Origin of the sequence: Paenibacillus stellifer (assembly GCF_000758685.1) — a bacterium.
In the GTDB taxonomy this organism is placed as follows: Bacteria; Bacillota; Bacilli; order Paenibacillales; family Paenibacillaceae; genus Paenibacillus_AQ; species Paenibacillus_AQ stellifer.
Window position 1 is genome coordinate 4243620 of record NZ_CP009286.1, and the last position, 20872, is coordinate 4264491.

Sequence of the window (20872 nt, forward strand, 5' to 3'; positions counted from 1 at the left end):
GTCACCGGGATTATTTCAAACCCTTGTAGGCGGATATCGTCAGGTAATTCATGTATGTCGTCACCTTCAGCGAGTAAATATCGTTCACCACCCGGTGCAGCGGCGGGGTCCCTTCCTTGGCATAATTCCGGCTGACACAGTCCCAAATGTCAGCGGCCGTCACATATTCATAGCCGAGGAGCCGGAATTCCTCCGCTTTGCTGAGACACATGGCTTCGATATCCTTAGCGGGCAGCTCCTGTTCTTCCTGTTCCGATTCCACGTGCTCCACCTCCGGTGCCCCTGTTACGTCCATAACAAACGTTCAATATTTTATATTCGACCTCTACACCCGCTTTCCTTCTTTACTGTCCAAAATGTTGTGCCAAGCATCCAGTCATGTCCAGCGGAGCTCGGCATATCCATGTTAAAGGACAGGTCCGCTGTCGCCTATTTCATCATGGGAAGAAGGAATGCCCTTTGAAATTGAGAAACTCCAACAAACAGAGCTTTATCTACGGAACGCTCATTCTGCTTGCCGCGGGAATCGTTAACCGCATGCTGGGCTTCATACCGCGAATCGTGCTTCCCAGGCTCATCGGAGCTGAAGGCGTTGGCTTGTACCAGCTCGGCTATCCTTTTTTTCTGGTGCTTGTCACGGTTATCGCCGGAGGGATTCCGCTGGCGGTAGCCAAAATGATAGCTGAAGCCGAAGGGAAGGGTAAGAAAGAGCGTTCCAGGCAAATTCTGCATAGCTCGCTCGGATTGAGTGTTGGGCTGGGACTGCTGTTTACGGCTATCTCGCTTGCAATCGCCCCCTGGATCGCCCATGAAGTCCTGACGGACAGCCGGGTATACCTGACGCTGATTGCCATGACGCCGATGCTGAGCATCGTCGCCGTCTCAGCCGTCTACCGGGGCTACTTCCAGGGCATGCAGAACATGATCCCTTCGGCGCTGTCATCGGTGCTGGAGACCGTGATCCGTATCTTCTTCATGCTCTACTTCTCCTGGCTGCTCCTGCCGAAAGGAATGGCCTATGCGGCTGCCGGAGCCATGCTTGGCGTTACGGTCGGCGAGTTGGCGGGTATGCTCGTACTGCTGGTGCAGTACCGTCTAACGGTGTCCAAGCCGGCCGACAATTCAAGCGAACAAGACCTGAATCCAAGTAACGAGGGGAATCCAGATCACACCGATCAGGGAGTTATTCGGCGGCTGCTCCGGATTTCCATCCCGGTTACTGGCGGAAGGCTTGTCGGCTCCCTATCCTATCTGCTGGAATCAATCATTACGGCGCGAAGTCTGGCAATGGCCGGCGTCGCCACAGCGGTGGCAACAGCCCAGTACGGCTCATTGCAGGGAATGGTTATTCCGCTGCTGCTGTTGCCGGGCGCGCTGACTACCGCACTTGCGGTCTCGCTTGTTCCTTCCCTGGCGGAAGCGGCCGCACGCAAGGACAGCAGGTCCATTCACAAGCGGATTCACCAGGCCCTTCGTCTGGCTCTCGTAACAGGCGCTCCATTCGCCGTGCTCATGTATGTTCTTGCCGATCCGCTGTGTACCCTGCTGTACGGCAATCCCGATACGGCACCGATGCTGCGGATGATGGTTCCATTTTCCTTGTTCATGTATGTGCAGCCCCCGCTGCAGGCTACTCTTCAGGCCATGGAACGCCCGGGAACAGCGCTGTTCAATACACTGGCGGGCGCGGTCGTCAAGATCATGCTGATTCTCGGTCTAGCCTCACGGCCCGAATACGGGATTACCGGCGCGCTGATCGCCATTATCGTGAACAGCATCCTGGTAACGCTGCTGCACGGGTACAGCGTGATCAAGCTGGTGTCCCTGCGCCTGCAGACGAGAGATCTGTTCAAAATCGGCGCGGCGATGACGATTATGGGAGCCGGCGCCAAATACGTCTATCTGCATTCTCCCTATCCAGGCGGAGCGCAGTGGATTCATTTTATTCTCGCTTCCGCTCTGGGCTTCTCCCTGTACATCGGCGTCTCGCTGCTCACGGGCTTGTTCTCGCGGCAGGATCTCAAGAAGCTTCCGCTGATTCGCCGCTGGCTGTAGTGTTTTGGGGACCTCTCGCTATTTCACCGGCCGCCGGTCGATATAGATTTTGCCTTTATGATCGATCGTGCATAGAAAAATATCCCGGAAATCAGACGCGCCTTTCTGCCGGATTTGATTTTTCAGCCAAAAACGGTTTTTACCAAGCATCTCCAGATTCTCGTCCTGCACTTTGCCATCCATAATGAGCGGAACAGGAAGTCCTTCATAGCGGATATTCTCGATTTTGATTCCCTGTCCCTGTTTACCACTCGATTGTCCGCTGCCGCCTGAGGCTTTGCCGGTCCCATTTTGCCCGCCACCCGAGGTGGATTCCTGGTTCGTGCCGGTGCCTCCCAATTCTGAAGCATCCTTGTTCTTCTCGATAACCGTCAGCTGACCTGTCGGCTCCAGGATCGCGAATTCGACATCCGCCAGATTCGTAATATTCTGTCCTCTCAGCTGAAGCAGCAAATCATCGATATTATAACGCTGTTTGCGCATTTCTTTGGGCCGTATAGTGCCATCTGAGATCAGAACGCTCGGCCTGCCGTCGATCAGCAGACGAAGCTTGCGGCTTTTGAGGCTGAGATGCGCCAGCAAGACTTGGGTCAGGACGAGCGTCGCCATGGGCACAAATCCGTCGTACAGCGGACGCTTGATGTCTTCGATGACGAAGGTTGCAATCTCGGCGATCATGATGGAAATGGTCAGGTCAAATACCGAAAGCTTACCGATCTCCCGTTTTCCCATAATGCGCATGCACAAGAAAATAGTCACGTACATCAGCAGAGTCAAAAAAGCATGTGTGGCGATATGCCCAACCATTGGCTTAAGCTCTCCTTTCAGGTTAGCGGCCGACAAGCTCCGGGCAGGAGCCATGTACTGCTAGTCTGACCTCACGTTCTTGGAGGCATTCGAACTTCCCCCGGTCAATTCTTGGTAAAAGACCTGGCTGCGCATTCTTGTACTAGTGTGGCAAGCTGTCTCATAAAATGAAGCAATGAACGATGCAACTGGATCAGGCGGCTATCATACATAGCGTATGCTTCCGAAGCGAGTTTTGCGAAGATATGATCAAGGAAGTATATGCTATCAAAACTTTTAGGAGGATGAATTATGCATTTGCTTCGCAAACTATTATTGCCGAATATCGGGAATCCCGTGCTGTCAGGGCTTGTCCGTGCCTTCATGTGGATGCTGCTGGGAGCCTTTGCTCTGTCACTGCTCCTGTGGGGAAGCGGCCTTACCGAGCACGATTTATCGCTGTACACCTACGTCGTGCATGCGATCGCCATTATTTTTGGGGGGTGGGCCTCTGGCAGACGCGCTTCCTCCAAAGGATGGTATCAGGGCTGCCTGACCGGCGCCTTCTACGGCGCAATTGTGCTGCTCATTGGATTTCTGGCATTGGACGCTTCGCTCAGAGCAGCCGATCTGCTGTGGATTGCGGCTGCTGCTTTGATCGGAGCGGTTGGAGGCATACTGGGAGTTAATTTCCAGAAAGCGTAAATTTTTCGATTAAAAAAATTGAAACGCGCCTCTCAAAATGTGATACACTGTCTTCATCCCATGTCACTTTCCACATTCAAGGAGGCTTCGAATCCTTTGCTTTACCATTCCATGAATACCATCAGCTTGTTTACCGTGGTGCTCGTAATTGTGCTGATCGGCCTGGGAGCCCGGCGTAACCCATTCGTCGCGCTGGCCAATCTCGGCAAGGAAATGCTGCATTCCTACAAGCTGGTTCTTCTTGTCGCCGGCATGTTCGCCATTCTGGCCTTGAATAAGTATGAGCTGCAGATCGAGAAAAAATTGCATCTGACGTCCGACTTCACAAGCTTTGTGTTCGGAATCGAAGGGCATTTTGTCCAACATTTTCAACAGTTGTTCTTTGCGCACTGGCTGACGCCGATTATCGTATTCTTCTATATCTTCATGCTTCAGTCTGCATTAGCCGCATCGCTCGGCGTATATCTGCTGGACAAAAACCGGCTGCTGCTGTACGCCACATGCTACGCCGTCATCCTGAACTATGCGATTGCAATTCCGTTCTATCTGTATTTCCCGGTTAACGAGGTATGGTCCTATGCGCCGGCCGGCGTCCGCTTTGTTATGCTGGATGCCTTCCCCAATTTCGAGAGTGAATACCGCGCATTGTCCGGGCTGAACAATTGTTTTCCCAGCTTGCATACAGCGATCTCGCTCACAACGGCGCTGCTGGCATTCCGCTCAGGCAACCGCCGATGGATGGTTATTACCGGCATTTCTGCTGCGGTCATCATCTTCGGCATCTTTTATTTAGGCATTCACTGGCTGACCGATATGATGGGCGGCACGGTTCTGGCCATCGTGTCCTCCTCGCTCAGCATCCAGCTTGCCAAGTTGACGCTTCGCGGCAGTGAAACCGCCGTAAGGGTCGGAAGCGAAGCGCCGCACGCCTAACGTTCAGCTTTCTGGCAGGATGGCGCACGGCATTGTACCGGGTTGTACTGCAAAAGGATTAAAGAAAGAGCCCTTTTTCGGGGCTCTTTCTTATTGCGTGGACCTAATATTCCGTTTTACTGCAATTTTTACTACTGGCACAGCAAAAAACGGCACTCCTTCCGTTACGGAAAGAACGCCGTTTGTTTGTACTTATTGGATGCCTGAGTTGTTGCCTTCCGGACAAATAGCCGGTATTATTCCTTCGTCTCCCCAATCGCGTGACTGATTGAGCCACGGTCAAAGGTCAGCTTGGTTACATCGTTAACGCGGAGCACGGCAATATCATCCGTAATTTCCACAATGGTGCCGTGCAGGCCCCCGATGGTTACCACCTTGTCGCCTTTTTTCAGCGCTTTCAGCATCTGGTTGCGCGACTTGGTCTTCTTCTGCTGGGGACGGATCAGCAGGAAGTAGAACACGACGAACATCAGAACGAACGGCAGGATAAGCCCATAAATACTTGAGGCCTGCGAGCCGCTGGTAGCAGCGTATTGAAACATCTTTCTCCCCCCTCTCAACAAATCATGCACAATTCAGCAATTAGAAGCCCTTTGTATTCTCATGTAAACCGTATTGCGCGAAAAACTCATCGCGAAAATCCAGCAGCCGGTCTTCCATGATGGCTTTACGCACCTTACGCATCAGGTCCAACAGGAAGTACAGATTATGGTAGGTCGTCAGACGAAGTCCGAACGTCTCATCGCTCTTAATCAAATGGCGCAAATACGCACGCGAATAATTGCGGCATGTATAGCAGTCGCATTCGGGATCAAGCGGCCCAAAATCACGGGCATATTGGGCGTTGCGGACGACAAGTCTTCCCTGACTGGTCATCGTTGTTCCATTACGGGCAATTCGGGTCGGCAGAACGCAATCGAACATGTCCACTCCCCGGATTGCACCTTCCAGCAGCGCGTCAGGCGAACCTACGCCCATCAAATAGCGCGGTTTGTTCTGCGGCAGCAGCGGAACCGTGTAATCCAGAACTTCATACATAAGCTGCTTGGACTCTCCGACACTAAGTCCTCCAATAGCATACCCCGGGAAATCCATGGAAGTCAAATCCGCCGCGCTCTGGCGGCGCAGGTCTTCGTACATGCCTCCCTGCACGATCGCGAACAGTCCTTGATCATTAGGACGGGCGTGTGCTTTCAGGCAGCGCTCAGCCCAGCGTGTCGTCCGCTCCATCGAGCGTTTGACATAATCGTATTCCGCCGGATAAGGCGGACATTCGTCAAAGGCCATCATAATATCGGAGCCGAGCGCGTTCTCCACTTCCATCGCTACTTCAGGAGAGAGGAACTTCTTGTCTCCATTAAGGTGGGAACGGAAATGTACGCCTTCCTCCGTAATTTTGCGCATCTCTGCCAGCGAGAACACCTGAAAGCCGCCGCTGTCCGTCAGAATAGGGCGGTCCCAGTTCATGAATTTATGCAGGCCGCCCGCTTCGCGGACGATATCATGGCCCGGGCGAAGGAACAGATGATAGGTGTTGCTCAGGATAATCTGGGCATCCATCTCCTTCAATTCCTCCGGACTCATCGTCTTCACCGTGGCCTGCGTGCCAACCGGCATGAAGGTCGGCGTCTCAATTATGCCATGCGGTGTGTGCACCCGTCCGAGCCGCGCTCCCGACTGCTTGCACGTTTTGATATGCTCATATGTTATAGCTGCCATTTTTGATAACCCATCCTTACTTAGTATATGAACATCGCGTCGCCGAAACTGAAGAACCGGTAACTTTCCCGGATCGCTTCCTTATAGGCGTTTAGTATATGCTCCCGGCCGGCCAGCGCACTGACCAGCATGACGAGCGTGGATTTGGGCAGATGAAAGTTCGTGATCAGCGCATCCACAAGTTTGAACGAATATCCCGGATATATGAAAATATCCGTCCACCCGCTGCATGCTTCAAGCGGACCGTCCCCGAACATTCCGCCTACTGTTTCCAGCGTCCGGCACGAGGTAGTTCCCACCGCCACAATTCGTCCGCCCTCAGTCCGCGCCTTGTTCAGCATATCCGCCGTTTCCTGCGACAGCATGAAGAATTCGGCATGCATAACATGCTCCTCAACCGTCTCCACTGACATTGGGCGGAAGGTACCAAGACCGACATGCAGGGTGATATACGCGATGCGAACCCCTTTGTCCTGAATCTGCTTCAGCAGTTCTTTTGTGAAATGCAGTCCGGCCGTCGGCGCAGCCGCAGAGCCTTCGTTCTTGGCATATACGGTCTGATAACGCTCCCGGTCATCAAGCTTCTCCTTAATGTAGGGTGGAAGCGGCATCGTGCCCAGTCTGTCCAGAATCTCCTGAAAAATGCCTTGATACATGAAGCGGAGCGTACGTCCGCCCATATCGCTCTCTTCCTCGACCACCGCCTGCAGTTCCTCTCCAAAGGAGATGACCGCGCCAGTCTTGAGCTTCTTGCCGGGCTTAACGAGTGCTTCCCACCGGTCCTCGCCCAGATTCTTTAGAAGCAGCACTTCCGCTTTCGCCCCGGTGTCTTCCTTGACCCCGAACAGGCGGGCCGGAATCACCCGGGTATCGTTCAGCACCAGCGTGTCGCCGGGCTTCAGTTCAGTCAGAATATCGGTAAAATGCCGGTGTTCCGTCACTCCGCTTGATTTATCAAGCGTCAGCAGCCTGGAGGCGCTGCGGTCTGGAAGCGGAGTCTGGGCTATCAGCTCCTCCGGCAGATCAAAATCATATAAATCCACATTCATTGCAGGTCATTCCTTAGTTATAGTCACGTTCTGAAAATAGTGTTGCAGAATTGCCTTGTAATCATACCCTTCGTCGGCCATTCCTTTCACGCCCCATTGGGACATGCCGAGGCCGTGTCCATTGCCTTTGCCGATGAACATGAAGCCGGATCCGGTTCCGATAACGCGGCCCTCGGAGCGGCTGTTCATTACGACCGTTCCGCTTCCTCCTCCCGTCACGACGCCGGAGGCGGAGAGAACGCTTGTCTGGCCGGAAACCGTTGAGGTGCGGCCGTCCGCGCCTAATACAGTATAACTGCCGGCAGGTACAATATCAAACAAAGTGCTCGGAAGTCCGCCGAAGGCCGAACGGTACAAATCGGGATACTTCACGGTCAGCGGCGTTCCGTTGGCCTTGACCATCATAGCCCGTCCCGAAGGACCGCGCTGCGTGACCTCGAGCGTTACGATCGATGAAGGCAGAGAAGAAGCCGTTGTCTTGCCCTGCAAGCTCTTCAAAATATCGGCCGATGTAAAAGGCCCCTTGATCCAGCTATAGCTGCCCGACTCCGACACCTTGTCCAGCACAACGGCTGTATCGCCCGGATTCAGCTTGCCGACCGGATCTTTGCCTGATTCCACCACAGGCATCACCCGTACATTGACATCTTTGGTCGTCGCTGTCAGCAGCGGCAGACTCGCCGCGTTCTTGTCACCCGTCAGCTTGACATTGTCTTCGCGCACGTAGCCGGCGCTTCCGCTTGACAGCTGCACATAATACCACATCTTGGATGATACCGCTGAGGTATCCCCTGGACTGTCCACACTGGCGAACACACTGCCGCCGCTGTTCCATACCTCGGAAGGATCGGCCGTCTTCCCGCCGCTGTTCGATGAGAAGACGGCTTCCACCACACTTCCGCCGTTCATGAGCAGTTCACCGGAGGTCGCATCAACAGCGGCCGTTATCGAGGCCGCCTCTGTTCCGGTTCCGTTATACACTTGACTAAGCGTCGTATCCACGACATTCGCAATGTCGAACCGGTTGCCCTGCGCCAGCGCATAGCTGCGCGCCGCCACCGCCTGCGCCTTCAGTGCTTCGGCGGGCCAGCTTGAAGAGACTTCGCCGCCTACCACGGAGTACAGGTACTGCTCCAGCGGCACGACATTGATTACCGACAGCGAGCCGTTCGATGCTCCAAGTTCAAGGCTTCCCCGGTACGTCCGCTTCGACCGTTCCGCCAATTGAATGCCAGCCGTTCCCGCCGCCATGACCGGCGTTCCGCCGGATACGGCATAATGCGCCACCTGGGTCTCGGCGCTGAAATCAAGACCCGCGTCGGTCCGAAGCATCAATCCGGCTCCTGCGGTTCCGAGGGTGACCTGAGGCAGTACCTGGCTCAGCACCGTCTTGGCGGCAGCCAGGTCGGCGTCATTCGCCGCCTCGGCTACCCACACCTCATACCGCGTTCCCCCGCCGGCATCGGGAACGACTGCGGTCCAGGCATCGACCCCGGCGGCGGCTAAGGACAGCCTTGCCGTGTCGGCCTCTGCCTGCGTCGCATAGCTGCCTGCGGTCAAATGCTTCCCGCCTTTGACTGCCGGTGTCTGATCCGCTGGCAGTCCAAGTCCTGCCTTCGCGACTCTCGTGGCCGCATTCTTCGCGGCGCTTTCGCTGGCATATGTACCTGTATAGAGCTGATAGACGTTCGCTCCGCCCTTCGAATTCAGGAACAGCAGCGGCTTGTCGTCGGTTGCGCTTAGCTTCTTCGCCGCCGTGGCAGCCGTCTGCCACGATGACGTCTCGAGTACCTTAACCCGATAGCCGTCAAGGCTTGCCCGGGCTCTGCTGCCTGCAGGCACGGTAATCAGGGAGGCCCCGCTGTCCTTGGCGGACAGGCTCCAGGCTTGTCCCGATTGCAGCGTCACGACAGGCACAGTCAGTTTATATTTGCTGCCGATGTCAGCGAACAGCGCTACTCGGATCGTATCGCCGGATTGCGCATGACCGGTTTCTGCAGGCAGAATCAGGCTTCCGGCCGCCAGTACAGCGGCCAGCATGCCTTTGGCTAGTGCCGGTCTTCCAATAGTCCACAAACCCTTCATTCTCACGTTCTCCTCCCATAGCCAGATGCTGACTCTTTTTTAGTTCTGCTCCGGAGGGAGCGGGATTCCTAAATGGTGATAAGCTGCGGGCGTTGCCACTCTGCCCCGAGGCGTCCGCTGAAGGAAGCCGATCTGCAGCAGATAAGGCTCATATACGTCTTCAATGGTCTGGCTTTCCTCGCCTACCGTGGCGGCAATCGTATCGAGTCCGACCGGGCCTCCACGGAAGCCGGTGATCATGGAATGCAGCATACGATGGTCGATGCTGTCCAGCCCTCTGGGATCGACCTGCAGCATTTTCAACGCTTCTTCTGCGATGTCAGGCGTGATAATGCCGTCGCCCTTCACCTGCGCATAATCGCGGACCCGTTTCAGCAGGCGATTCGCGATCCGGGGCGTTCCCCGTGAGCGAAGCGCAATCTCATCGGCTGCGTCACCGATAATCTCGATGCCGAGAATATCAGCCCCCCGGGACACGATATAGCTCAGTTCGTCCACTGTGTAGAATTCAAGTCTGCTGACGACGCCGAAGCGGTCGCGAAGCGGTGCGGACAATAACCCTGCACGCGTCGTCGCCCCGACCAGCGTGAATGGCGGCAAATCCAGCCGGACCGAGCGTGCGCTCGGTCCTTTGCCAATCATAATATCAAGCGCAGAATCCTCCATCGCCGGATACAGCACTTCCTCCACCGTCCGGTGCAGTCTGTGAATCTCGTCAATGAAGAGCACATCGCCCTCCTGCAGATTCGTCAGCAGCGCCGCCAAATCACCCGGACGTTCGATCGCTGGCCCCGAAGTCGTGCGCAGGTTAACGCCGAGCTCATTGGCGATAATGTTCGCCAGCGTCGTTTTGCCAAGACCGGGGGGACCGTACAGCAGCACATGATCCAGCGCCTCGCTGCGCATTTTGGCCGCTTCGATATAAATCTTGAGGTTCTCCTTGACCTGGTTTTGTCCAATATATTCAGCTAAATAGCGGGGACGCAGACTAAGCTCCACCGCCTGATCTTCCATCATTAAATTCGCGGATATGATCCGGTCCTCCATCTTTCATCGCTCCACTTCGTCAATGGTAAGGAACTTCGGGCCAACCGGCGTCGAGCCCTAATATAACCGCCTTACCCTTTTATTTGGCGATATACAGCAGCTTCAGCGCCTTCTTCATCAGCACATCGACCGAAGACGCCTCTGCGCCTTCTTTTTTCAGCGTCAGCCAGACACGGTCCAATTCCGCTTCCGTATAACCGAGCGCCTTCAGGCCGTCCCGTGCCTCCTGCCAGGAGGTCTCGCCGATTACAGTCTCCTCCTCGATCGCGAACAGACCCGTCTGGAACGTAATCGTTCCCAGTCCGTCCAGCTTGTCCTTCAGATCCAGGATCATGCGCTGTGCCGTCTTCTTCCCGATTCCCGGAAGCTTGGTGAGAAATGTAAGGTTCTCTTGATAAATGGCCGAAATGACATGGTCCGGCGTGCCTCCCGACAGAATGCCAAGCGCGACGCGGGGTCCGATCCCCGACACCTCGATCAGCTTGCGGAACAGCTTCTGCTCCTCCCTCGTCGGGAACCCGAACAACTGAATGGCGTCTTCGCGCACATGGTGATGAATATATATCGTAACCGGTCCTTCCTGTTTGGCAAAAGCGTAAGGATTCGGGCAGAACACCCGATATCCTACTCCCTGCACATCCAGCACCACATATTCCTGCTCCAGATGCACGACCGGGCCTCTTAGAAAATCGATCATTTTCGCAATACCTCATTTATTTTCGAATTGAGTGTGTACGAGTGGGCATGACAGACAGCGACCGCAAGCGCATCCGCCACGTCGTCGGGCTTCGGCACGGCGCTCAGCTTCAGGAACATCCGGACCATTTCCTGCACCTGCTTCTTCTCCGCCTTTCCGTAGCCGACTATCGCCTGCTTCACCTGCATCGGCGTATATTCCGCTATCGGCAGTCCCCGCTGTACCGAAGCCAAAATCAGCACACCCCGCGCCTGGCTTACCGACATCGCCGTTGTGACGTTCCGGTTGAAAAAAAGCTTCTCAAACGCCACCGCGTCCGGCTTGTACCGGTCAATCAGCTGAAGCATGCCTTCATATACGTGAAGCAGCCGTTCCTCGTCGGGCGTATGAGCTTCCGTCTGGATGCTGCCGTACTGCACCGGTGTCAGTCTGCTGCCATTCTTATCGATGAAACCGAAGCCGACTATCGCAATCCCCGGGTCGATCCCCAAAATCCGCAAGACCATCTCTCCTCTGCCCTAGCAGCATGCCTATTCCTCTGAATCATAGCTTCGCCCTGAAAGCGAACATATGTATTCCTTCTACCCATTATAGCAAAAATAGGCTAAGCCGGGGGCATAAAGTTTCTTTCGTGTGATCTCTCCAGCATATTCTATATCCCAAAAAGCAGACAAAAAAGCCACGGCTGCGCCGAGGCTCAATTCCCCTTATATTTTGTTGTATCCATGATCTCTACATCGCCCGTTCATCACTGTCACGCGCAAAATCGCTGAAAGTCGAGAGCACGCTGTTGTACTCTTCCATATCCTGAATGCGAATTCCGCCTTGAAGCTGCTTCCAGACTTTCTCCGGGAGGGAGGATTTCATCGTGCCGATATCGATTTGAAAAAAAGTCTTCAGCACTTCCTCACGTTTAGGCGGCCCTTTAAACAAGGTCAAATTTCCGACTTGATCAATTCCGATGTAAGCCTCTCTTTTGCAGTCGGGAGATAAATCATTGACCGTCCGCTTCAGCCACAGATTACCCGATGAATCGATCGTACCGTTCCACTCCGGATGTTGATCCAGCAGAGACAGAACCTCAGCCGATTTCATCAAACCTCCGCCCTCCGTCACTTCGTCTCCACATACATATGTGGTTGTATAGTGGACACGCCGACTAAGGCCGCTCTCCGAAATGGCCCGGCGTAGCGAATCATTCTCCCGCACATTTGAGTTGGGCATATTCCAGGCTTCCGATCCCCGAAAAACGGCCGCTGCCTGCTGATTCCAGACCTCCTGACGGCTCCAGTCAGCGTATATCCGCTCAGCCGTAGTCATGGAGCCGGTCAGCAGTTTAGTCATCCGCTCCGGAACCTGAAATCCCGACCAGGCGATCAGAATCAGCATGGAACATGCTGTTCCGGCCCAAAGAGCCTTCTTCCACCGTCTCCAGCGACGCCATAGCTGTCTTTTCAACCGAAAAGCACTCATGTACATCCCTTCATTCTTCTGTTTTACCTAATTGTGTCCCATGAATGAAAGGTTTATGCGGGGAAGCTGTATGATGGCAACTGTAGGCGCTGTTCCGGTCAATGCGTAGGCTCGGTCCCGGGAATCCGGCGCGTGGCAGATTGTTTTTCGTATCTCATGATTTCGCGTACTCAACGGGCTGAAGCCCAATATAAAAAAAGACCGCATAGCGGTCTTGTCGGTTCTATTATAGAAAAAGTATTGCTTCAATACTTCCCGTGTTAATAGAAAGCATAAATGGCGCGCCCTGAGAGATTCGAACTCCCGACCTTTTGATTCGTAGTCAAACGCTCTATCCAGCTGAGCTAAGGGCGCAAATATGGAGCGGACGACGGGAATCGAACCCGCGACCCTCGCCTTGGCAAGGCGATGCTCTACCGCTGAGCCACGTCCGCATAATAAATTGGTAAGAATGAAAAACAATGGCGGAACCGACGGGATTCGAACCCGCGATCTCCTGCGTGACAGGCAGGCATGTTAGGCCTCTACACCACGGTTCCACAGGCCACTTCCAGAAGGAAGATTAAATTGCGGGGGCAGGATTTGAACCTGCGACCTTCGGGTTATGAGCCCGACGAGCTACCGAGCTGCTCCACCCCGCGATAGTATAAAGTGATGAAATGACCCGTAGGGGATTCGAACCCCTGTTACCTCCGTGAAAGGGAGGTGTCTTAACCCCTTGACCAACGGGCCACATTATTAATTCGTGACAACAAAATATATTATATCAAAATGCAGTATAGATTTCAATAGTGAAATTAAAATTAAGCGAAATTAATTTCATCTTCCATCAAAAAACCACTGTTGAAACATCAACAGTGGTTCATGTGCTTGGCAGCGTCCTACTCTCCCAGGACCCTTCGGTCCAAGTACCATCGGCGCTGGAGGGCTTAACGGTCGTGTTCGGGATGGGTACGCGTGGAACCCCTCCGCCATCGCCACCAAACGGGCATTTGCGGTACAAATGCATATTCAGGCTTGATCGCCTGAAAACTGGATCGAAACGAAACCTTGCGTCTTAGCCCTTACTGGGTGTCTCGGGGTCCCCGAAAAGTACTCGGTGTACTCTTCGAAGCCTCCACTTCACTTTTTGGGGTATGCTTATGGGGCCCCCGCAAAGTACTCGGAATCGGCTTCGTCAGCGTCTTCCTCACTTTGTGGGGTAGTCTTGGATAAGCCCTCGACCGATTAGTACTGGTCAGCTCCATGCATTGCTGCACTTCCACCCCCAGCCTATCAACCTCGTCGTCTTCAAGGGGTCTTACGTATTGGGAAATCTCATCTTGAGGGGGGCTTCACGCTTAGATGCTTTCAGCGCTTATCCCGTCCGTACATAGCTACCCAGCCGTGCTCCTGGCGGAACAACTGGTGCACCAGCGGTACGTCCATCCCGGTCCTCTCGTACTAAGGACAGCTCCTCTCAAATTTCCTGCGCCCACGACAGATAGGGACCGAACTGTCTCACGACGTTCTGAACCCAGCTCGCGTACCGCTTTAATGGGCGAACAGCCCAACCCTTGGGACCTACTTCAGCCCCAGGATGCGATGAGCCGACATCGAGGTGCCAAACCTCCCCGTCGATGTGGACTCTTGGGGGAGATAAGCCTGTTATCCCCAGGGTAGCTTTTATCCGTTGAGCGATGGCCCTTCCATGCGGTACCACCGGATCACTAAGCCCGACTTTCGTCCCTGCTCGACTTGTGGGTCTCGCAGTCAAGCTCCCTTCTGCCTTTGCACTCTTCGAATGATTTCCAACCATTCTGAGGGAACCTTGGGACGCCTCCGTTACGCTTTAGGAGGCGACCGCCCCAGTCAAACTGCCCGCCTGACACGGTCCCCGTACCGGATTACGGTACCAGGTTAGAACCTAGATACGATCAGGGTGGTATCCCAACGTCGCCTCCACCGAAGCTGGCGCTCCGGCTTCCTAGGCTCCCACCTATCCTGTACAGATCGTACCCAAGTTCAATATCAAGCTGCAGTAAAGCTCCATGGGGTCTTTCCGTCTTGTCGCGGGTAACCTGCATCTTCACAGGTATTAAAATTTCACCGGATCTCTCGTTGAGACAGCGCCCAAGTCGTTACGCCATTCGTGCGGGTCAGAATTTACCTGACAAGGAATTTCGCTACCTTAGGACCGTTATAGTTACGGCCGCCGTTTACTGGGGCTTCGGTTCACAGCTTCGGGTTTAACCCCTAACCGCTCCCCTTAACCTTCCAGCACCGGGCAGGCGTCAGCCCGTATACTTCGCCTTGCGGCTTCGCACAGACCTGTGTTTTTGCTAAACAGTCGCTTGGGCCTTTTCACTGCGGCCCCCTCGGGCTATTCACCCTACCGAGGCACCCCTTCTCCCGAAGTTACGGGGTCATTTTGCCGAGTTCCTTAACGAGAGTTCTTCCGCGCGCCTTAGAATTCTCTTCTCGCCTACCTGTGTCGGTTTGCGGTACGGGCACCTTCTCCTGGCTAGAGGCTTTTCTTGGCAGTGTGAGATCATGACCTTCGCTACTGTAAGTTTCGCTCCCCATCACAGCCCAGCCTTATGGTGTACGGATTTGCCTATACACCAGCCTCGCTGCTTGGACGGACATCCATCAGTCCGCGTCACTACCCTCCTGCGTCCCCCCATTGCTCATAACGGATTATGGTGGTACAGGAATATCAACCTGTTGTCCTTCGACTACGCCTTTCGGCCTCGCCTTAGGTCCCGACTGACCCTGAGCGGACGAGCCTTCCTCAGGAAACCTTGGGCTTTCGGCGGATCAGATTCTCACTGATCTTTTCGTTACTCATACCGGCATTCTCACTTGTGTACTGTCCACCAGTCCTCTCGGTCCAGCTTCAACCTATACACAACGCTCCCCTACCCCTGGATCGACTTCACTCCTGCCTCGAAGCCTTGTGTTTATCCCCTGGGAACCATTTGGCCTCAAGCCTGGATACCGGCTCTTCGGCAAACCTGTTCTCGCGATAAACACCGCCTCAAAGAAGCAGTGAAGTCGATCCAAGCCATAGCTTCGGTGGTGTGTTTAGCCCCGTTACATTTTCGGCGCAGAGTCACTCGACCAGTGAGCTATTACGCACTCTTTAAATGGTGGCTGCTTCTAAGCCAACATCCTGGTTGTCTGTGCAACTCCACATCCTTTCCCACTTAACACACACTTGGGGACCTTAGCTGATGGTCTGGGCTGTTTCCCTTTTGACAATGGATCTTAGCACTCACTGTCTGACTCCCGGTTAATCAGTCTATGGCATTCGGAGTTTGACTGAGCTTGGTAACCCTTGCGGGCCCCGCACCCAATCAGTGCTCTACCTCCACGACTGTCATTTCCGAGGCTAGCCCTAAAGCTATTTCGGGGAGAACCAGCTATCTCCGAGTTCGATTGGAATTTCTCCGCTACCCCCACCTCATCCCCGAACTTTTCAACGTTCGTGGGTTCGGGCCTCCAGTGCGTGTTACCGCACCTTCACCCTGGACAGGGGTAGATCACACGGTTTCGGGTCTACGTCCACGTACTTCGTCGCCCTATTCAGACTCGCTTTCGCTGCGGCTCCGGCTCCTCGCCTTAACCTTGCACGTTAAACGTAACTCGCCGGTTCATTCTACAAAAGGCACGCCATCACCCCTAAAATGGGCTCTGACTTCTTGTAAGCACACGGTTTCAGGTACTGTTTCACTCCCCTTCCGGGGTGCTTTTCACCTTTCCCTCACGGTACTGTTTCACTATCGGTCGCCAGGGAGTATTTAGCCTTGGCAGATGGTCCTGCCGGATTCATACGGGGTTTCACGTGCCCCGCACTACTCGGGATCCGTCTCGGAGGGAACAGACTTTCAACTACAGGGCTTTTACCTTATCCGGCGGGCCTTTCCAGACCTCTTCGTCTACCCTGTTCCTTTGTAACTCCATGTGAGACGTCCCACAACCCCAGGGAGCAAGCTCCCTGGTTTAGGCTGTTCCGCGTTCGCTCGCCGCTACTGACGGAATCACTCTTGTTTTCTCTTCCTCAGGGTACTTAGATGTTTCAGTTCCCCTGGTCTGCCTCTTCATTGCCTATGTATTCAGCAATGAGTGACTGTGCATTACCACAGCCGGGTTTCCCCATTCGGACACCCCCGGATCAACGCTTGCTTACAGCTCCCCGAGGCCTTTTCGTTGTTCGCCACGTCCTTCTTCGGCTCCTGGCGCCTAGGCATCCTCCGTGTGCTCTTACTAGCTTAACCAACGCTCCGGCGTTTGGCTGTTTCTGCTCCGCTTGGTGGAACCTCTTCTCTGCCGCTCACGCTGCTTCGAACACCGCTTCCATCCAAATTCGCTCCAACATCCAAACCCCTTCGCTCTAAGCATCACTTACTTCAACTTGCTAGACACAAGTTTCAGCTAAAAGATGTTCTAAAACGCAATTTTCGTTTCGGTATCCAGTTTTCAAGGATCAATCTCTGAATTCTTCGGTCGATCACAGATTGTGCCGATGAAGAATTCGGAGAGTCGTCCAGACCAAGGTCTTTCCGACTTTGAGAGCTTGAACTCTCAAAACTGACCAACGAGTGAGCAACTAACCGACCGGTTAGATTTCTTGAATGTCATCTCTGCGGATGACGATTCTCCATAGAAAGGAGGTGATCCAGCCGCACCTTCCGATACGGCTACCTTGTTACGACTTCACCCCAATCATCTACCCCACCTTCGGCGGCTGGCTCCCTTGCGGGTTACCCCACCGACTTCGGGTGTTGTAAACTCTCGTGGTGTGACGGGCGGTGTGTACAAGACCCGGGAACGTATTCACCGCGGCATGCTGATCCGCGATTACTAGCAATTCCGACTTCATGCAGGCGAGTTGCAGCCTGCAATCCGAACTGAGACCGGCTTTATAAGATTGGCTCCACCTCGCGGTTTCGCTTCCCGTTGTACCGGCCATTGTAGTACGTGTGTAGCCCAGGTCATAAGGGGCATGATGATTTGACGTCATCCCCACCTTCCTCCGGTTTGTCACCGGCAGTCACTCTAGAGTGCCCAGCCTGACCTGCTGGCAACTAAAGTCAAGGGTTGCGCTCGTTGCGGGACTTAACCCAACATCTCACGACACGAGCTGACGACAACCATGCACCACCTGTCTCCCCTGTCCCGAAGGCCTACGCTATCTCTAACGTATTCAGGGGGATGTCAAGACCTGGTAAGGTTCTTCGCGTTGCTTCGAATTAAACCACATACTCCACTGCTTGTGCGGGTCCCCGTCAATTCCTTTGAGTTTCAGTCTTGCGACCGTACTCCCCAGGCGGAGTGCTTACTGTGTTAACTTCGGCACCAAGGGTATCGAAACCCCTAACACCTAGCACTCATCGTTTACGGCGTGGACTACCAGGGTATCTAATCCTGTTTGCTCCCCACGCTTTCGCGCCTCAGCGTCAGTTACAGCCCAGAAAGTCGCCTTCGCCACTGGTGTTCCTCCACATCTCTACGCATTTCACCGCTACACGTGGAATTCCACTTTCCTCTTCTGCACTCAAGCCATCCAGTTTCCGATGCGACCACAGGTTGAGCCCATGGTTTAAACACCAGACTTAAATCGCCGCCTGCGCGCGCTTTACGCCCAATAATTCCGGACAACGCTTGCCCCCTACGTATTACCGCGGCTGCTGGCACGTAGTTAGCCGGGGCTTTCTTCTCAGGTACCGTCACTTCTCTAGCAGTTACTCTAGAGAACGTTCTTCCCTGGCAACAGAGCTTTACGATCCGAAAACCTTCATCACTCACGCGGCGTTGCTCCGTCAGGCTTTCGCCCATTGCGGAAGATTCCCTACTGCTGCCTCCCGTAGGAGTCTGGGCCGTGTCTCAGTCCCAGTGTGGCCGTTCACCCTCTCAGGTCGGCTACGCATCGTCGCCTTGGTGAGCCGTTACCCCACCAACTAGCTAATGCGCCGCAGGCCCATCCCTCAGTAACAGATTGCTCCGTCTTTCATCCTTCCTTCAGGCGAAGAAAGGAATTATCCGGTATTAGCTACCGTTTCCGGTAGTTATCCCAGTCTGAAGGGCAGGTTGCCTACGTGTTACTCACCCGTCCGCCGCTAAGTGGATCGGGAGCAAGCTCCCTCACCACTCCGCTCGACTTGCATGTATTAGGCACGCCGCCAGCGTTCGTCCTGAGCCAGGATCAAACTCTCCATTAATGAAAAGCTGATTTGCTCATTTTGAATCTGACGAGAATTAAATTCTCTTAATACTCACTCGTTGTTCAGTTTTCAAAGATCAAGCTTCAATGCTTTAACTCTTCAGTGCGGATGACCTTTTGTCAACCGGATCTCTAATGTATCATATCATCCAGGACATTGCAAGATCTTTTTTATAAGGTCTGAAACTTTTAGTAATCAGCCTCTCTTGCAAATAGAGTCATCAGCGACTGGATTTATAATATAACATGCTCAGTGACCTCGAGACAACGAGTAAATTTTCCCAAATTCATCATATCTGAATCCTCTACTAAAGCCCTTTCAAATAAACGGCTATAGTCCCGCTTATATTCCCGGGCAGCACAGCGTGCAGACCTTCTCAAGTGAAAGTCTGCACGTCTGAGCCTATATACCTAATAAGAACTCAATCCGAGATCCAGGGATTTCTGCGCTTTTGGGCGCTGCTATTTTTGGCCTTTGCTCCGGTCGGCTTCTTGGTGGAGCTGCCGGATTTCGTCTCCGTACTGCGTGCGGATGTCTTGACCTTCGGTTTGGAACGCTCGGCCTTGGCTTCTTCGGCAACAGGAGCCAGTTCTTGATTATCGGCTGCAGAAGTTTGAACAGACTCCACAGGCTGACGATCCAGCATTATTCCGTCTTGAACGCCCGGGTACTGCGGAATAGGCGGAAGACCGGAAACCATCGGGCTCTGATATGTCTCCGCAGCCATCTGCGGCATCATATAGGATTGCGGTATGCCCGAATACGAGGGATAGAAAGCGGGCTGCGGCGAATACGCAGGCATGCCTCCAAAGCCGGGGGCTTCATAACCTGCCTGTGCATAAGGAACAGCTTGAACGCCGGAATAATTGTCGCAGCCGCAGGAAGGCCAAGGCATTGCGGGCGGCTGACTGATGTAGGCAGGTGATACTTGAGCCGGTGCCGCTGGTGCCGGGAAGCCCATGTACCCTCCAGCCGACTGATCCGCGCTGTAGCCCGGTGCAACGCCGGGAAAATATTGGGGCGATACCGCAGGCTCCATATACGGTGTAGGCTGCGCGTAAAGCGTAGGCTCCGGATAGCAATAAGACGGTAAGGGCTCAGGCATAAATCCGAAAGGTTGAACAGCGCCCGGCATATAAGGAGCCGGCTGGATATTCTCGTACATCGGATAGGCAGGCGGGCAGTCATAATAATTCGGATTCTCCGTGATACCCGGATAACCGTATGACTTGTCGCAGACCGGAACCGGGGTGCAGCCGCAGTAAGGCTTCGGCGGCTCCGGCAGGCAGTATTCCTTCGGCGGCTCGACCGGCTTAGGAATTTCAGCAATTGCCTCCTGGGCAGGAACGGAAATTTGAACGAACAGGCTTTGCGTCTCGGTATGGACGGTTTCAGTGACCGGCTGAGGGACTGGAATGGGTGCAGTGGGAGCTTTTTCAACTGGAATCGGAGCGGTCGGAGCCTTCTCAATAGGAGCGGTTGGAGCCTTCGTGATTGGAGCGGTCGGGGCCTTCTCGACAGGAGCGGTCGGAGCCTTGTGAGGCGGCTGTTCGACTGGTGGCTGTTCGATCGGTCCCGTATAAGTTTTGCCGGCAGGCGTCGTGCCTCCAGCCACCGAACCGGCGGTCGTTCCGGAATGAGCCGGTGCAGCCGCAGGCTTTTTCGGAATATTGATAACTTCGCCGATCTTGAGAACATCCGGATTTTTGATCTGGGGATTTGCTTCGATCAGATCCTTCAGTTGAATGCCCCAAGCCTTGGACAGCTTCCACAGGGTATCTCCCTGTTTGACCGTATGTTTATGGTACAGCTCGCCGCTCTCCGGAACAGGACTTGCCGGGACAGGAATTTTCACCTTGTCTCCGATATTCAGAACATCGGGATTCGTTAGTTGCGGATTGGCTTCGATCAGTTTTTCCAGCGGCACCCCGTATTTTTGAGCCAACTCATAAAGAGTGTCGCCTTGTTTGACAATATGGATTTTCACGCAGCTTTAACCTCCTAACATGTGATGGAGCGTTGTTGGAATGGGCAGCATTGGATGGAAGCACAGCGAAGGCTGAGTTCTTCCGAGGCAGTGTTTTGCGGCAATCTCCGACTCCTTGGGTTACTACATC

The 20872-nt window shown here is 54.1% G+C and carries 14 protein-coding genes, 5 tRNA genes and 3 rRNA genes; 3 read left to right on the forward strand and 19 right to left on the reverse strand.

From position 1 onward, the window contains the following. Nucleotides 1-10 precede the first annotated feature (10 nt). On the reverse strand, nt 11-262 hold the full coding sequence (locus PSTEL_RS19545; RefSeq protein WP_038697935.1) for a post-transcriptional regulator: 252 nt from the start codon (nt 260-262) through the stop codon (nt 11-13). 116 nt (nt 263-378) lie between these two features. On the opposite strand from PSTEL_RS19545, the gene spoVB reads away from it, so the two are divergent. Then, the gene (spoVB, locus tag PSTEL_RS19550) at nt 379-2055 is read left to right on the forward strand and encodes a stage V sporulation protein B (RefSeq protein WP_084065197.1); all 1677 of its coding nucleotides are present in this window, start codon (nt 379-381) and stop codon (nt 2053-2055) included. 18 nt (nt 2056-2073) lie between these two features. On the opposite strand, the gene PSTEL_RS19555 is transcribed toward spoVB, so the two are convergent. Next, on the reverse strand, nt 2074-2862 hold the full coding sequence (locus tag PSTEL_RS19555) for a YetF domain-containing protein (protein ID WP_038697937.1): 789 nt from the start codon (nt 2860-2862) through the stop codon (nt 2074-2076). 291 nt (nt 2863-3153) lie between these two features. Between PSTEL_RS19555 and PSTEL_RS19560 the strand changes: the two genes are divergently transcribed. Continuing rightward, entirely contained in the window at nt 3154-3546 is a 393-nt protein-coding gene (locus tag PSTEL_RS19560; RefSeq protein ID WP_038697939.1) for a TIGR04086 family membrane protein, read from the forward strand. A gap of 111 nt (nt 3547-3657) precedes the next feature. Continuing rightward, on the forward strand, nt 3658-4479 hold the full coding sequence (locus PSTEL_RS19565; protein ID WP_038701310.1) for a phosphatase PAP2 family protein: 822 nt from the start codon (nt 3658-3660) through the stop codon (nt 4477-4479). A 236-nt stretch (nt 4480-4715) separates the two neighbouring features. Here PSTEL_RS19565 and yajC read toward each other — a convergent pair whose 3' ends face one another. From yajC to PSTEL_RS19650, 17 genes are all read right to left on the reverse strand, one after another. Continuing rightward, complete coding sequence (gene yajC / locus PSTEL_RS19570; protein ID WP_038697941.1) at nt 4716-5021, reverse strand: preprotein translocase subunit YajC; 306 nt, start codon at nt 5019-5021, stop codon at nt 4716-4718. A gap of 40 nt (nt 5022-5061) precedes the next feature. Further along, on the reverse strand, nt 5062-6198 hold the full coding sequence (tgt, locus tag PSTEL_RS19575; protein WP_038697943.1) for a tRNA guanosine(34) transglycosylase Tgt: 1137 nt from the start codon (nt 6196-6198) through the stop codon (nt 5062-5064). Nucleotides 6199-6218: 20 nt separating this feature from the next. Next, nucleotides 6219-7247: a tRNA preQ1(34) S-adenosylmethionine ribosyltransferase-isomerase QueA gene (queA, locus tag PSTEL_RS19580; RefSeq protein ID WP_038697945.1), complete on the reverse strand. Its 1029-nt coding sequence runs from the start codon at nt 7245-7247 to the stop codon at nt 6219-6221. Nucleotides 7248-7253: 6 nt separating this feature from the next. Beyond that, nucleotides 7254-9332, reverse strand: a complete 2079-nt coding sequence (locus tag PSTEL_RS19585; protein WP_052098704.1) for a SpoIID/LytB domain-containing protein — start codon at nt 9330-9332, stop codon at nt 7254-7256. A 39-nt stretch (nt 9333-9371) separates the two neighbouring features. Further along, nucleotides 9372-10379 (reverse strand): Holliday junction branch migration DNA helicase RuvB, encoded by a 1008-nt coding sequence (gene ruvB, locus PSTEL_RS19590; RefSeq protein WP_038697947.1) that lies wholly within the window; start codon nt 10377-10379, stop codon nt 9372-9374. 79 nt (nt 10380-10458) lie between these two features. Continuing rightward, the gene (gene ruvA, locus PSTEL_RS19595; RefSeq protein WP_038697949.1) at nt 10459-11076 is read right to left on the reverse strand and encodes a Holliday junction branch migration protein RuvA; all 618 of its coding nucleotides are present in this window, start codon (nt 11074-11076) and stop codon (nt 10459-10461) included. Next, complete coding sequence (ruvC, locus tag PSTEL_RS19600; protein ID WP_038697951.1) at nt 11073-11576, reverse strand: crossover junction endodeoxyribonuclease RuvC; 504 nt, start codon at nt 11574-11576, stop codon at nt 11073-11075. The genes ruvA and ruvC overlap by 4 nt, the downstream gene beginning before the upstream one ends. A gap of 232 nt (nt 11577-11808) precedes the next feature. Beyond that, on the reverse strand, nt 11809-12465 hold the full coding sequence (locus PSTEL_RS19605) for a BofC C-terminal domain-containing protein (RefSeq protein WP_169744610.1): 657 nt from the start codon (nt 12463-12465) through the stop codon (nt 11809-11811). Between the two features lie 361 nt (nt 12466-12826). Further along, a tRNA-Arg gene (locus PSTEL_RS19610) sits at nt 12827-12903 on the reverse strand. 5 nt (nt 12904-12908) lie between these two features. Continuing rightward, nucleotides 12909-12983 (reverse strand) — tRNA-Gly (locus tag PSTEL_RS19615). Between the two features lie 28 nt (nt 12984-13011). Next, nucleotides 13012-13088, reverse strand: a tRNA-Asp gene (locus PSTEL_RS19620). Nucleotides 13089-13116: 28 nt separating this feature from the next. Then, nucleotides 13117-13190, reverse strand: a tRNA-Met gene (locus PSTEL_RS19625). A gap of 19 nt (nt 13191-13209) precedes the next feature. Continuing rightward, nucleotides 13210-13281 (reverse strand) — tRNA-Glu (locus PSTEL_RS19630). Between the two features lie 136 nt (nt 13282-13417). Then, nucleotides 13418-13534: ribosomal RNA gene (gene rrf / locus PSTEL_RS19635) — 5S ribosomal RNA — on the reverse strand. Between the two features lie 222 nt (nt 13535-13756). Beyond that, nucleotides 13757-16808: ribosomal RNA gene (locus tag PSTEL_RS19640) — 23S ribosomal RNA — on the reverse strand. A gap of 389 nt (nt 16809-17197) precedes the next feature. Further along, a 16S ribosomal RNA gene (locus PSTEL_RS19645) occupies nt 17198-18752 on the reverse strand. Together the 16S, 23S and 5S rRNA genes with 5 tRNA genes alongside form the textbook arrangement of a ribosomal RNA operon. A 424-nt stretch (nt 18753-19176) precedes the next feature. Continuing rightward, nucleotides 19177-20742 (reverse strand): LysM peptidoglycan-binding domain-containing protein, encoded by a 1566-nt coding sequence (locus tag PSTEL_RS19650; RefSeq protein ID WP_038697953.1) that lies wholly within the window; start codon nt 20740-20742, stop codon nt 19177-19179. Between the last annotated feature and the right edge of the window lie 130 nt (nt 20743-20872).